Below are 13071 nucleotides of genomic sequence, written 5' to 3' on the forward strand. Positions count from 1 at the left end.
TCAGTCCTCGGGAAGGTGGTGGGACGGTGCGTCAGATGTTCGCGGCGAGTTCCGCCAGCGGGCCGGTCGCCCCGGCGAGGTAGGCGTCCAGCAGGTCCAGGTACGCGCGCTGGAGCTCGGCGATCTCCGAGCCGTCGAACATGTCGGAGGCGTAGTCCCAGACCAGGATCATGCCGCCGGGCCCGGTCCGGGGGTTGACGGTGCGCCGGGAGTCCGGGATCAGCACCAGGTCGAGGTCGAAGCGGGAGGTGCCGGTGTTGTAGCCCTCGTGGATGGACACGTCGATGTCCAGGCCCTCGATCACCGGCAGCGCGGCGTCGTGCGCGCTGAACATCACCCGGAACATCGGATTGTCCAGGCCGGCCGAGGAGTGCAGGCCGAGCTCGCGGGCCAGGTCCTGGATCGGGATCCCCTGGTGCGGCAGCGCGCGCACCAGCGACTCGGTGACCTCGTCGACGGCGTCGGTCGCGGAGTCCTGCGGCGCCAGGCGGAGCCGCAGCGGCACGGTGTTGACGAACATGCCGACGGTCTCGTCGTACCCCAGCGGCCGGTTGCCGACGGCACTGCCGATCACCAGCTCCTCCCGGCCGGTGTGCCGCCGCAGCAGCTCCGCGAAGAGGGTGAGCAGGATGGAGTACGGCGTGTGGCCGTCCCGGCGGGCGGCGGCGCGCAGCGGTTCGGCGACCTCCGGTGGCAGCAGCTGGCGCAGCTGCCCACCGACGGGGACCTCGCGGACGCGGTCGGGGTCGGCCCGCCCGCGCAGCGGTACGTGCAGTTCGGCGCCCGCCAGCGTGGTACGCCAGTACGCCAGCGAGTCCTGCTGGAAGCCGGGCTCCGCCTGTGCGGCGAGCGACTCCTCCACCAGGTCGCGGTACGAGCGCGGTGCCGGCAGCTCGGCCGGGACGCCTTGGGCGTGGCTGCGGTAGAGGGTGAAGAGGTCACGCGCGATGAGGCTGAAGGACTTCCCGTCGTGCACCAGGTGGTGTTCCGTGTGCAGCAGCCGGTGGTGGTCGGGGCCGATCCTCAGCAGGCACCAGCGGGCCATCGCCGCACGGGCGGTGTCGAAGGGGTCGTCGTGCTGCTCGCGCCAGATCCGCTCGAAGACGGCGTCCGGGTCGTCCTCCACCGTCAGGTCCGCCGTGCGGTAGTCGAACTCGTAGCTCTCGGCGACCCGCTGCCTGGGCGGGAACTCGCCGGGGACGAGCTCCAGGCGCAGGCCGTCGTGGCGGTCCAGGACGCCGCGCAGGCTCTGCTTCAGCGCCTCCTCGTCGAGCGGGCCGCGCAGTTCCAGCGAGGCGGTGTAGTTGTAGGCACGGCTGTCGGGGAAGAGCTCCTCGTGCAGCCAGACGATCTCCTGGGAACGGGACAGGTCGAAGTCTTCGGTGTCCGGCATCTCAGCAGTTCCCCTCGAAGGTGGCGGGCGGGGTGGCGGTGACCACGTCGTTGATCAGGAAGTCCAGGCCGTCGCCGTGCAGCCAGGCGGCGCAGGCTCCGGCGTGGTCGGGCTGGGCGGGTGCGGCGAGCCGGCCCCAGGCGTCGGCGATCCGCTGGCGGGCCTGCGTGCAGAAGACGTCGGCGAGTTCCTGGACCGAGTCGGTGCCCTGTGCGGTGAGGCGGGAGGCGCGGGCCAGTACGGCCGCCATGCTGAACAGGTCGGAGCTGACCCGGCCCAGCAGGATGAGGGTCCGCTCCTGCTCGAAGAGCTCCTCCGGATTGTCGTGACGACTCGTCAACTCCCGGCAGAAACCGGCGAACCGACTGGACTCCTCGGCCAGCGCACTCAGGTGGGCGCGGTTGCGGCCGGTCAGCCGGGCGTCGTCGGGAGCGGCGGCCGTCGTGGCGGCGTCCGCGTCAGCGGCGTAGTGGGCCAGCAGCGCGCCCCGGGCGATGTAGTGGTCGACCATGAAGTCGACGCCGCCGGCGATCCGCAGTGCGCGGGCGTCGCGGAAGAAGCGCTCGACGGGCAGCGGCTCGGCGCCGCGCCGGGCCTTGCTGCGGGCGGTCTCGAAGCCCTCGCCCGCGAGCAGCGACACCGTGCGGTCCACGATCTGCCAGCAGGTCGTCGAGGTGATGTTCTTGGCGGCGGTCCGCTCGGGAACGAGGTCGATGCCGGGGTGCCGGTCGGCGGCGAGCAGGCACCAGTCGGTGACGCTCTCGATCGCGAAGACCTCGGCGGCCGTGGTGGCGACGGTGCGCTGGATCTCGTCGTACTGGTCCAGACCGCGCCCGTGCGCGGTGCGCCGCTGGACGAACTCGCGGGACCAGTGCAGGCAGAGCTTGGCGATGGCCGTCGCGGGCGCGGAGATCGGGAACATCCGGCCGTACGCGCTGACCGCGTTGAGCTCCGGCGAGATCCGCCACTCCTCCTCGGAGGTCCAGCTCTTGGGGCTGAAGATCCGCTCGCGCGGGACGAAGACCCGGTCGAAGGTGAGCGCGGCGTTCGGCAGGCCCTTCAGGCCGAGGTACTCGTGCCAGGACTTCACGCGGAAGCCGGGGGCGCGGGTGTCGACGAAGAACAGTCCGATGTACTCCTTGCCGTCCTCGCGGACGGTCGCCGAGACCCGCAGCAGACCGGCGATCGGGCCGTTCTGGATGAAGATCTTCTCGCCGGAGATCAGGTACCCGGTGCCGTCCTCGGTCGGGACGGCCACCGTGGAGCGGCTCCGGTTGATCGCGCCCGTCGGCTCGGTGTCCGCGTCGCCGGAGATCAGCCCCTCGGCGAGCAGTCCGCGCAGCTCGGCGCCGAGCCCGTCCTCCTCGCCCAGCAGCGTGAGGTAGGCCCCGGCGCCGAGGCCGAGGTGGACCGCCATCGCGTAGCAGGCGGGTACCGACCAGCTGGCCGCCGCCTGGACCACCCGGAAGGCGTTCTGCGCGGAGAGTCCGAGGCCGCCCTGCCCGACCGGGTCCTGGAGCCGGAAGTAGCCCCGGCCCTCCAGCTCCCGGTGGTAGCCCTCGGGCAGCCGGCCGGTGACGTCGACCTCGGTCGGGTCGACGAACTCCTGGAGGAAGGCGGTCAGTTCCGCCACCACCTGGTCGCCCCGGCTGCGGTCGGCCTCGTCCTGCTGCGGGAACGGATGGATCAGGTCCCAGCGGAGGCGGCCGAGTTGGAGCTCGGCGAGGAATCCCGGCGGGCGGCCCGGGCCGGTCTGCTTGTCGTCGGTGGCCATGGTCAGGCGCTCGCTTTCGGTGAGGTGCGGTCGGTGTCGAGGAGCGAGGTGCGCAGGTACCGGAGCAGGGCTTCGCGCTGCTCCCGCAGGTAGAAGTGGCCGCCGGGGAGCAGGCGCAGGTCGAAGGGGCCCAGCGAGTGCTCGCGCCAGTGCTCCAGTGCGGCGGCCGGGATGCGGTCCTCGGTGCCGCCGATGACGTGCAGCGGCACGTCCAGTGGCCGGCCCGGGGTGTAGCGGTAGCTGTCGACGATCTCGAAGTCCGCCCGGTGCGTCCCCATGACGAGGGCCAGCAGTTCGTCGTCGGCGGCGAGTTCGGCGGGCAGCGAGCCGTACTGGCCCTGGATCGCGGCGAACAGCTCCCGGTCGCCCAGGTGGTGGACGGCCGGCACCCCCCGGGGCAGGTCGGGGGCCACGCAGGCGGAGAGGTAGAGGCGCTCCGGCTGCGGCAGGCCGCGTTCCCGCAGGGCGCGCGCGGTCTCGAACGCGGCCAGGGCGCCCAGGCTGTGCCCGAAGAAGGCGTACCTCCCCCGGAAGGCGGCGTGTTCGACCAGCTCCTCGACCAGGCCGGCCATCCGGGTGTGCGCGGGGTCGTCGATCCGCGAGCCCCGTCCGGGGAGTTGGACCCCCCAGATCTCGGCCTCCGGCAGTTCGTCGCCCCAGCGGACGAACTCGCCCGGGGAGCCGCCGCTGTGGGCGAAGCAGTACAGCCGTACGGCGGCGTCGGGACGACGGCGTCGGCAGACCAGCAGGCCGGGCACGGTGTGGTCAGACATGGGCGACCTCCTGGTCGTGGTGGACGGGACCGGCGGGGATCTCCCGCAGTGAGCGCACCGTGCGGCCGAGGACCGGCAGAGCGGACAGCAGGCTGCCGGCGCCGACCAGCCAGAGCACGTTGCGCAGGCCCAGCGGCCCGGCGAGCGCTCCGCCGAGGAAGGTGCCGACCGGGACGGCGCCCCAGTTGACGAAGCGGAACGTCGCCGTCATCCGCCCGCGCATCGCGGCCGGGGTGACGGACTGCCGCAGGCTCACCTGGTTCACGTTGAACACGGCGGCGCTGAAGCCCGCCAGGCCCATGGCCAGCCCCAGGACGGGTACGGCGGTGCCGGGTGTGGCGAGCGGAAGCAGCAGCAGGGCCGGGCCCATCAAGGCGGCCGATCCGGCCAGGGCCGGGCCGACACCCCGCAGACGGGTCAGGCGGGCGTTGAGGAGGGAGCCCGCGAGGATGCCCGCGTTGGCGACGGCCAGCACCACCCCCAGCACCGCCGGGGAGAGCCGCAGGTCCCGTACCCCGTAGAGGACCAGCACCGCCTGGCCCATCCCGAACAGCCCGAACAGGTTGCCCAACCCCGCCGTCAGCGCGATCGGGCGCAGCAGCGGGTGCCCGAGGACCGAGCGCAGGCCCTCGCGGATCTCCGTCGTCAGCCGGCTGCCCGCCGCCCTCGGCGGGCTGGGCGCCTCGCGGCCGCGGAGCAGCAGCAGGAGCAGCGCGGAGAGCGCGAAGCCGATCGAGTTCGCCAGCACCGCGACCGGTGCGGTCAGCCACTGGACCAGGAGACCGCCGGCGCCGGGGCCGGCCAACTGGCCTGCGGTCGAGGACATCTGGAGCTTGGTGTTGCCGTCGACCAGCTGGTCCTCGCCGATCAGCGTGGGCAGGAAGGACTGCGCGGCGAGGTCGAAGAAGACCGTCATCACGCCGACCACCAAGGCCGTCGGGTAGAGCATCCAGAGCCGCAGCACCCCGCCGAGCGAGGCCAGCGGGACGACCAGCAGGGCCGCGAACCGGACCAGGTCCGCCACGACCATCACCGGCCGGCGTGGCAGCCGGTCCACCCAGGCCCCGGCCGGAAGGCCGATCACCAGGAAGGGCACGTACTGCGTCGCGGCCAGCAGGCCCACCTGGAAGGGGGTGGCCCCCAGTACGGTGATCGCGGCCAGCGGGAGGGCGAGTTCGGTGATCTGGGAGCCGAGCACGCTGACCGCCTGCGCGGCCCACAGCCTGAGGAAGTCCGGGTGCCGCCACAGCGTGGGCACCGTCGAGGTCATCGGGTCCGCTCGCGCAGGCTCTTCGGGCGCAGGTCGGGCCAGACCGTGTCGATCCGGGCGAGGCAGACCTGCTTTGTGCCCGTGGTGCCCTCGCGCTCCCAGCCGGGCGGCAGCTCGCGGCCCTCGGGCCAGAGGGAGTACTGCTCCTCGGTGTTGCGGACCACGTCGTAGCTGCGGTCGCTGTCGTTCTCGAACACGTGGGTCCTTCTTCCGTGGTTCCGTGGTTCCGTGCTGGGGAGGTCAGTCCTGCGCGGCCGTGATCAGCCGGGCCAGGCGGGCCGGGGTGGGCGCGGTGAACACCTGCTTGACCGTCAGCCGCGTACCGAAGGCGGCGCGGACGACGGAGGCGAGCTGCACGGCGATCAGGGAGTCGCCGCCGAGTTCGAAGAAGTTCTCCTGCACCGCGACCTGCTCCAGGCCGAGCACCCGGCCGAACACCTCGGCCAGCCGCTGTTCCAGCGGACCTTCGGACAGGGGGGCCGGTGCGGGGGCCTTCGGCGCCTCGGCGGCGCGATCCGCCGGTGCTCCGGACGGCAGGGGCGAGTACCGCTGCCGCTCGAACGGGTAGGTGGGCAGCGGCGTCCGGCGGCGGGCCCGCCCGCCGTGCAGTCGCGGCCAGTCCAGCTCCGCGCCGCCCTGCCAGAGCCGGCCGGCCGCCGTCAGCGCGGTGGTCAGTGCCGACGACTCGTCACTGGGGTGCGGCAGGCTGGGCAGGACGAGGTGCCCCTCGCCGCGCGCCGGGTGCCGAAGGGCGAGCGTGGTCAGCGTCCGTCCGGGGCCGACCTCCAGCAGCACGCGGCCGGGTTCGGCGAGCAGGGTCTCCAGGGCGGCGCCGAAGCGGACCGGCCGGCGCATGTGCGCGAGCCAGAAGTCGACGTCCGGCGGCTGCTCGGCGCAGACCCAGCCGCCGGTCGTGTCGCCGACCCACGGGAGGGCCGGGGGCCGGAGGTCGAGTTCGGCGAGCCGGTCCGCGAACTCCGCCAGGACGGGCTCGACCTGGGCGCTGTGTCCGGCGGCGGCGATGTGCAGCCGCTTCGCGTCGACCCCGCGGCCGGTCAGCCGGTCGCCCAGTTCCCCGACGGCGGCGGCGGGGCCCGAGAGCACGCACTGGCTCGGGCCGTTCACGGCGGCGAGCTCGATGCCGTCCACCAGCAGGTCGGCCAGTTCGCTCTCCGGCAGCGGCACGGCGAGCATCGCCCCGGCGGGGAGGCTGCGCAGCAGCTTGCCCCGGGCCACCACCAGCCGCAGCGCGTCGGGCAGGCTCATCACCCCGGCGATGCAGGCGGCGGCGAAGGCCCCGAGGCTGTGTCCCGCCACGGCGGTCGGGCGGACACCCCAGGCCATCCACATCCGGGCCAGGGCGTACTCCACCACGAACACCGCCGGCTGGGCCACGGCCATGTCCTGCAGGGCGAGTTCGGCGGCGCGCGTCTCCTGCTCGGTCGCCGGGTACAGCACCGCCCTCAGGTGCAGGCCGAGCCAGGGCACCAGCAGCGCCGAGCACTCGTCCACCAGCTCGCGGAAGACCGGCTCGCTCTGGTAGAGCTCGCGGCCCATGCCGACGTACTGGCCGCCCTGGCCGGGGAAGAGGAACGCCACCGGGCGCTCCCCCGTCGCGGCGCCGGGCCCCGTCGCGGGCTCCAACAGCGCGGCCGCCGCGTCCGCGTGGCCGGCGGACACCACGAACCGGCGGTGCCCGAAGGCGTGCCGGCCCGTCTGCAGCGTCCAGGCCGCGTCGGCGAGCGGCGTGGCGGTGTCGCGGCGGAGGTGCTCGGCGAGCCGGGTGGCGGCGGTCTCCAGGGCCGGGCCGCTCCTGGCCGAAAGCACCAGCAGCTGGGCGGCGCCCGGCTCCTCCTCCCGGGCAGTGCGCGCGGGAGGCTGCTCCAGCACGACGTGGGCGTTGGTCCCGCCGAGGCCGAAGGAGCTGACCCCGGCCCGGCGGGGGTGCGCCGCCGGCTGCCAGCTGTGCAGCTCGGTGTTGACCACGAACGGGCTCTGCGCGAAGGGGATCTCGGGGTTCGGTTCGGTGTGGTGCAGGCTCGGCGGGATCAGCCCGTGCTGCACTGCGAGCGTCGCCTTGATGAAGCCGGCCACGCCGGCGGCCGCGTCGGCGTGCCCGATATTGGTCTTCAGCGAGCCGATCCGGCAGAAGCCCCGGGCGTCGGTCCCGGCCCGGAAGGCCCGGGTGAGCGCCTCGATCTCGATCGGGTCGCCCAGCGGTGTGCCGGTCCCGTGCGCCTCGACGTAGCCGATCGTGTCCGGCTCCACCTCGGCGACCAGCTGTGCGGCCCGGATCACCTCGGCCTGGCCGGTGACGCCGGGTGCGGTGTAGCCGACCTTGTCGAGACCGTCGTTGTTGATCGCGGTGCCGCGCAGCACGGCCCGGACGTGGTCGCCGTCGGCGAGCGCGTCGGCGAGGCGCCTGAGGACCACGATGCCGAGGCCGTTGGCCCCGACCGTGCCCCGGGCCCGGGCGTCGAAGGCTCGGACGTGCCCGTCCGGCGAGATCACCCCGCCTTCCGAGTACTCGCCGATCCGCAGTGGGACGTGCACGGCCGCGCCGCCGGCCAGCGCGAGGTCGCACTCCCCGGAGAGCAGCGCCTGCGCGGCGACGTGGATCGCCACCAGCGAGGTGGAGCAGGCGGTCTGCACGGTCACGGCCGGGCCGGTGAGGCCGAGCTTGAAGGAGACCCGCGAGGTCAGGAAGTCGATGCCGGTGGCCAGCCTGAGCTGCCAGTCGCTCACCGGCCCGAGGCTGCCCCGGTGGGCGGTCAGCGCCTCGTAGTACCCGGTCTGGCTGCTCCCTGCGTAGACGCCCACCGGACCCGGGCAGGCCTTGGGGTCGTAGCCGGCGTCCTCCAGTGCCTCCCAGGCGCACTCCAGGAAGAGGCGGTGCTGCGGGTCGAGGATCACCGCCTCGCGCCGCGAGTACCCGAAGAACTCGGCGTCGAAGTCCTCCGCGCCCTCCAGCACGCCCAGCGCGGGCACGTGGTCGGGGTAGTCCTCGGAGGTGTTGGGGAAGCGGGTGAGGGACTCCTGTCCCTTGGTCAGGTTGCTCCAGAACTCGTCCAGGTTCCGCGCGCCGGGGAACCGGCCCGCCATCCCGACGACGGCCAGCAGCGGGCTGTCCGGTCCGATGTCGCTCTCGTTCATCGTGCGCCCCCGGTTCGGGCCCGGCGCTGCGCGAGCCGGGCGCGGCCGGCGTCCCGCTCGTCCGCGCGGTCCTGGGGGGCGGCGCCCGGGCCGTCCGTGCCGAGGTGGGCTGCCAGCTTGCGGACGGTCGGGTAGCTGAACAGGGCGACCCCGGGGACGGCCCGTCCGAGCACCTGGGAGAGCCGACGCTGTACCTGGACCAGCAGCAGCGAGTGGCCGCCGATCTCGAAGAAGCTGTCGTCGGCCCCGACCTGGCCGGTCTTCAGCACCTCGCACCAGATCTCCGCGATCTGCTGCTCCAGGCCGTCGGCCGGCGCGGCGGCCGGGGCGGTGGGAGGCACCGGGGGCGCCGGGAGTGCCCGGAGGTCGATCTTGCCGTTGGCGGTCAGCGGCAGTTCGTCGAGCAGGACGTACGAGGCGGGCACCAGCGCGGGCGGCAGCCTCCTGGCCAGGTGGGCGCGGAGCTCCGCCACCGAGGCGCCGTCCGCGACCGCGTACGCCACCAGGGCCTTCCCGGCCACCGCGTCGTCGACCGCCCGGACGTGCGCCTGGCGGACGGCCGGGTGGGCGCGGAGCACGGCGCCGATCTCGGCGGGCTCGACCCGCTGGCCACGGATCTTCACCTGGTCGTCGGACCGGCCGAGGAATTCCAGGCCGCCGTCCGGGAGCCGCCGGGCCACGTCGCCGGTGCGGTAGATCCTGGCCCCGGGCCGGCCGCCGAACGGGTCCGGCACGAAGCGCTCGGCGGTCAGCCCCGGGTGGCCGGGGTAGCCCCGGGCGAGCAGCGCGCCGCCGAGGTGGAGCTCGCCCGGTGTCCCGTCGGGAACGGGCGCGAGGTCCTCGTCGAGCAGGTACGCCTCGGTGCCGGGCAGCGGCCCGCCGATCGGCAGGCGGTCGCCCTCGGGCAGCTGCCCGGGGTCGAGGGCGTGCACGGTCGCGGTGATGGTGGTCTCGGTCAGGCCGTAGGCGTTGCGGACCGGCACCCGGCAGCGGCTCCACCAGCCGTCCAGCGTCCGGGTGTGCCCGGCGTCGCTGCCGACGACCAGCAGCCGCAGCGTCTCGGGGACGGCCCGGGGCTGCGCCAGCAGGTCCTGCACCCACTGGTCCCAGTACGGCGTCGGCAGGTTGGCGACGGTGACCCGCTCGCGGCGCAGGAACGCCTCCAGCTCGGTCGGCGTGGGGACCTGGCCCGGCAGTACGGCCACGGTGGCGCCCGCCAGCAGGGTGGGGTAGACCTCCTCGCCGAACACGTCGAAGCCCGGGTTCGCGAACTGCAGGACCCGGTCGGCCCCGGTGAGCCCGAAGGACGCGCCGACCGCCCGCGCGTGGTGGGCCAGCGAACGGTGGGTGACCGCGACCGGCTTCGGCCGGCCTGTCGAGCCGGAGGTGAAGATCAGATAGGCCAGGTCGTCCGCCGAGGGCGCCTGCGCGGGGTTCGCGTCCGGCCTGGAGACCAGGTCGAGGTGCGCCGGGTCGAGTTCCTCCGCGAGACCGTCGCCGCCGGGGCCGACCAGCAGCCGCACCCCTGCGGTCTCCAGCAGGTACGCCCGGCGCTCGGCCGGCAGCGCCGGGTCCAGCGGCAGGTACCCGGCGCCCGACTTCAGCACCGCCAGTACCGCCGTGACCAGCTCCCGGCCGCGCGGCAGGCTGACCGCGACCACGCTCTCGGGCCTCGCGCCCCGCTCCACCAGCAGGCCGGCCAGCCGGTTCGCCGCGGCGTTCAGCTCCGCGTACGTCACCGGCCCGGCGGCATCGCTCACCGCCACGGCCTCGGGGGTGATCCGGGCCCGCTCCTCGAACAGGCGCGGCACGCTCAGGTCCGTCCCGTCGTGCTCCACGTCCGGGACAGCGGGTGTGCTGCTGCCCATCAGATCGGCTTCCATCCAGCCCTCCATCGCTCTGCGCTGCGGCCACCGGACCGCCTCCGACCACGAGACTGCTCGGCCGCGCCAACGGCGCACCATCGACGGACCAGCGGACGCCGTTGGCGGGCCGTTGGCAGGCGCAGGACCGCTCCGGCGTCAGGGATCCGTAGGGAACCGGCCCTGCCGCGTTATCGGGGCGTCAAGGAACTGGCGCTCCACCTGCAACAGATGTCTACTTATCGAAGGGAATGCGGCGCAATGATCAACAGATCAAGCGCTATATTGAACCCATAGCCAACGATTCAAAGGAAGCGAAACATCATGGCCGTCACCACCCGGGTCGTCGTCGGAGTCAGCGGATCGGAGCACGGCCCGGCGGTGCTGCGACAGGCGTGGGCCGAGGCCGTCCGCCGTGACGCCGTGCTCGTCCCGGTGCTGGCCTGGACGCCCGTCGGCGGCGAGACCGCCTACCGCACCCACCCGTGCCCGCCGCTGGCCGAGCTCTGGGAGAAAGCCGCCCGCGAGCGGCTGGAGGCGGCGCTCACCGAGGCCTTCGGCGAGAACCCGGTGGGCGTCTGGATCGAGCCGCTGGTGGTCCGCGGCGAGACCGGCCCCGTCCTGGTGCAGACCGCCGGCCGGGACGGCGACCTGCTGGTGGTCGGCACCGGGCGCCGCGGCCGGCTGGCCCGGCTGCTGCGCGGCTCGGTGAGCCGGTACTGCCTGGCCCGGGCCGCCTGCACCGTCCTGGCCGTCCCGCCGACCGCCGCCCCGGCGGCCACCGCCGCCCCGTCCGGCCGCGAGCGGCGCCGCACCCTCACGGCCGCCTGACGGCCCCAGGGCGGTCGGTCGCCGACCGACGACCGGCCGGCAGCGGACCGGCGGCGGACCGGCGGCGGACCGGCGGCCGCGAACTGACGGAACGAAGGGTGCGGGACGGTACTCACGGGTAGGGATCGGGGCCGGGGGGCTCCTGACGCGAACGCGTAATCCAGGCGCCACACCGCGGTTGCCACCAGGTAGCCGGTGCGCCGTCCGGACCGGACACGGTTCGGGCGTACGTGATTCCCAGGAGAGGCGGCCCCGCGATGCCGACCGTGCGGCACACCCGGCGCGACCGGGGCGAACAGGCTCTGGCCTGGGCGTTCCTGGCGCCCTCGTTACTGGTGTTCGCCCTCTTCATCGGCTATCCGCTGGTCCGCACCCTGTACCTGAGCACCCACGCCAACGACCTGTTCGGCGCCCCGTCCCGCTACGTCGGCCTGCGCCACTACACCGACCTGCTGGGGTCCTCCGAGTTCCACCAGACCCTGGTCACCACCGCGCTCTTCGTCCTGCTGACCGTCGTGCCCGGGGTGGTCGGGGCGCTCGCGCTGGTCCTGCTGCTGGAGAGCCGGATCCGGGGTGTCCGCGCCCTCAGGTCCGCCTTCGCCCTGCCGTTCGCCTTCTCGGTGGCCAGCGCCTCGGTGGTCTTCTCGGTCCTCTACAATCCGGCCAGCGGCGTACTCAACGGCCTGCTCTCACACCTCGGCGCCGCACCCGTGGGGTGGCTGACCGACCAGCGCTACGCCCTGCTGTCGGTCGGCGCGGCCACGGTCTGGATGACGCTCGGCTACAACGTCCTGGTGCTCTCGGCCGGAGTCGGCGCCATCCCGCCGGAGATCACCGAGGCGGCCCGCCTGGACGGCGCGGCCGGCCGGCGGCTGGCCCGCTCGGTGACGGTGCCACTGCTCGGCCCGCACCTGTTCTTCCTGATCGTGGTCTCCACCATCAACGCCCTACAGAGCTTCGGGCAGATCCACATCCTCACCAAGGGCGGCCCGGACGGCGCGACCCGCACCCTCGTCTACTCGGTCTACGAGAAGGCCTTCGCGTACGGGTCCAGCGACTTCGGGACCGCGAGCGCCCAGGCCGTGGTGCTGCTGGTGGTCGTTCTCGCCTGCGCGGGTGTGCAGTTCGGCGTCCTGGAACGGAAGGTGCACTACGCATGAGCCGGATAGCCGTCTACCTGCTGCTGGCGCTCGCGGTGGTCACCGTCGCCTTCCCCGTCTACTACGCGTTCGCCGGTGCCCTGATGGGCCCCTCCGAACTCGCGAGCTACCCGCCCGCGTTGGTACCGCACTCGATCACCGGACGGAACTTCGCCGGGGCCGTGCACGCCATCCCGCTGGGCCGGCAGTACCTCAACTCGGCCCTCACCGCGACCGTCATCACGCTGGCCCAGCTGCTCACCTCGGTGCTCGCCGCGTACGCCTTCGTCTTCCTGCCGCTGCGCGCGCGGGCGGCCGTCTTCGCGGTGTTCCTGCTGACCCTGATGGTCCCGTGGGAGGCCGTCATCATCCCCAACTACCTGACGATCTCCGGTTGGGGGCTCGGCAACACCTACTTCGGCCTGGTGCTGCCGTTCCTGGCCTCGGGCTTCGGCACCTTCATGCTGCGGCAGTCCTTCCGGCAGTTCCCGGCCGAACTGCGCGACGCCGCGCGGATCGACGGCGCGGGCCACTGGCGGTTCCTCTGGCGGATCCTGGTGCCGCTCAGCAAGCCCTCGCTGGCCGCGATCGCGGTGTACGTCTTCCTGTCCTCCTGGAACCAGTACTTCTGGCCGCTGATCATCACCCGCACCGCGCAGATGCAGACCCTGCAGATCGGCCTGGAGAGCCTGCGCGACGCCGAAGTGGCCGACCCCGGACTGGTGTTGGCCGGGGTGGTGCTCACCCTGCTGCCGACCCTGGCCCTGGTGGTCTTCGGCCAGCGCTTCATCGTCCGCGGGCTCACCGCGGGCGCCGTCCGCTGACCGCCCGGCACCGCCCGCACCGATCCAGGCCCCGCCCCGCACCGCCCCGGCA

10 protein-coding genes are annotated in these 13071 nt (G+C 73.6%); 3 read left to right on the forward strand and 7 right to left on the reverse strand.

The genetic code is table 11. From position 1 onward, the window contains the following. Nucleotides 1-31 precede the first annotated feature (31 nt). Genes ABD330_RS14805 through ABD330_RS14835 form a run of 7 tightly spaced genes read right to left on the reverse strand, consistent with a single transcriptional unit; the run spans nt 32 to nt 10246 of the window. Nucleotides 32-1393, reverse strand: coding sequence for a condensation domain-containing protein (locus ABD330_RS14805; RefSeq protein WP_344464952.1), 1362 nt, complete (start codon nt 1391-1393; stop codon nt 32-34). Nucleotide 1394: 1 nt separating this feature from the next. Next, nucleotides 1395-3167 carry an acyl-CoA dehydrogenase family protein gene (locus tag ABD330_RS14810; RefSeq protein WP_344464954.1) on the reverse strand — a complete coding sequence of 591 codons (1773 nt, stop codon included), beginning with the start codon at nt 3165-3167 and terminating at the stop codon, nt 1395-1397. Between the two features lie 2 nt (nt 3168-3169). Then, nucleotides 3170-3940 (reverse strand): thioesterase II family protein, encoded by a 771-nt coding sequence (locus ABD330_RS14815; RefSeq protein ID WP_344464956.1) that lies wholly within the window; start codon nt 3938-3940, stop codon nt 3170-3172. Next, nucleotides 3933-5210 carry an MFS transporter gene (locus ABD330_RS14820; RefSeq protein ID WP_344464958.1) on the reverse strand — a complete coding sequence of 426 codons (1278 nt, stop codon included), beginning with the start codon at nt 5208-5210 and terminating at the stop codon, nt 3933-3935. Before ABD330_RS14820 ends, ABD330_RS14815 begins: the two co-directional genes overlap by 8 nt. Beyond that, the gene (locus ABD330_RS14825; RefSeq protein ID WP_344464960.1) at nt 5207-5407 is read right to left on the reverse strand and encodes an MbtH family protein; all 201 of its coding nucleotides are present in this window, start codon (nt 5405-5407) and stop codon (nt 5207-5209) included. The genes ABD330_RS14820 and ABD330_RS14825 overlap by 4 nt, the downstream gene beginning before the upstream one ends. 43 nt (nt 5408-5450) lie before the next feature. After that, nucleotides 5451-8363 (reverse strand): type I polyketide synthase, encoded by a 2913-nt coding sequence (locus ABD330_RS14830; RefSeq protein WP_344464962.1) that lies wholly within the window; start codon nt 8361-8363, stop codon nt 5451-5453. Further along, nucleotides 8360-10246, reverse strand: coding sequence for a non-ribosomal peptide synthetase (locus tag ABD330_RS14835; protein ID WP_344464964.1), 1887 nt, complete (start codon nt 10244-10246; stop codon nt 8360-8362). Before ABD330_RS14835 ends, ABD330_RS14830 begins: the two co-directional genes overlap by 4 nt. Before the next feature lie 303 nt (nt 10247-10549). Here ABD330_RS14835 and ABD330_RS14840 point away from each other — a divergent pair, with 303 nt between their 5' ends. From ABD330_RS14840 to ABD330_RS14850, 3 genes are all read left to right on the forward strand, one after another. Then, entirely contained in the window at nt 10550-11056 is a 507-nt protein-coding gene (locus ABD330_RS14840) for a universal stress protein (RefSeq protein WP_344464966.1), read from the forward strand. 257 nt (nt 11057-11313) lie between these two features. Further along, nucleotides 11314-12216 (forward strand): carbohydrate ABC transporter permease, encoded by a 903-nt coding sequence (locus tag ABD330_RS14845; protein ID WP_344464968.1) that lies wholly within the window; start codon nt 11314-11316, stop codon nt 12214-12216. Then, entirely contained in the window at nt 12213-13019 is an 807-nt protein-coding gene (locus ABD330_RS14850; protein WP_344464970.1) for a carbohydrate ABC transporter permease, read from the forward strand. Before ABD330_RS14845 ends, ABD330_RS14850 begins: the two co-directional genes overlap by 4 nt. Nucleotides 13020-13071 lie beyond the last annotated feature (52 nt).

This window comes from Kitasatospora kazusensis (assembly GCF_039529945.1).
Classification (GTDB): domain Bacteria; phylum Actinomycetota; class Actinomycetes; order Streptomycetales; family Streptomycetaceae; genus Kitasatospora; species Kitasatospora kazusensis.

What these genes read in the sequence shown, in the direction of transcription:
- ABD330_RS14840 (WP_344464966.1), top strand. Translation starts at nt 10,550, where the DNA reads ATGGCCGTCACCACCCGGGTCGTCGTCGGAGTCAGCGGATCGGAGCAC.
- ABD330_RS14845 (WP_344464968.1), top strand. Translation starts at nt 11,314, where the DNA reads ATGCCGACCGTGCGGCACACCCGGCGCGACCGGGGCGAACAGGCTCTG.
- ABD330_RS14830 (WP_344464962.1), bottom strand. Translation starts at nt 8,363, where the DNA reads ATGAACGAGAGCGACATCGGACCGGACAGCCCGCTGCTGGCCGTCGTC.
- ABD330_RS14835 (WP_344464964.1), bottom strand. Translation starts at nt 10,246, where the DNA reads ATGGAAGCCGATCTGATGGGCAGCAGCACACCCGCTGTCCCGGACGTG.
- ABD330_RS14820 (WP_344464958.1), bottom strand. Translation starts at nt 5,210, where the DNA reads ATGACCTCGACGGTGCCCACGCTGTGGCGGCACCCGGACTTCCTCAGG.
- ABD330_RS14850 (WP_344464970.1), top strand. Translation starts at nt 12,213, where the DNA reads ATGAGCCGGATAGCCGTCTACCTGCTGCTGGCGCTCGCGGTGGTCACC.
- ABD330_RS14815 (WP_344464956.1), bottom strand. Translation starts at nt 3,940, where the DNA reads ATGTCTGACCACACCGTGCCCGGCCTGCTGGTCTGCCGACGCCGTCGT.
- ABD330_RS14805 (WP_344464952.1), bottom strand. Translation starts at nt 1,393, where the DNA reads ATGCCGGACACCGAAGACTTCGACCTGTCCCGTTCCCAGGAGATCGTC.
- ABD330_RS14810 (WP_344464954.1), bottom strand. Translation starts at nt 3,167, where the DNA reads ATGGCCACCGACGACAAGCAGACCGGCCCGGGCCGCCCGCCGGGATTC.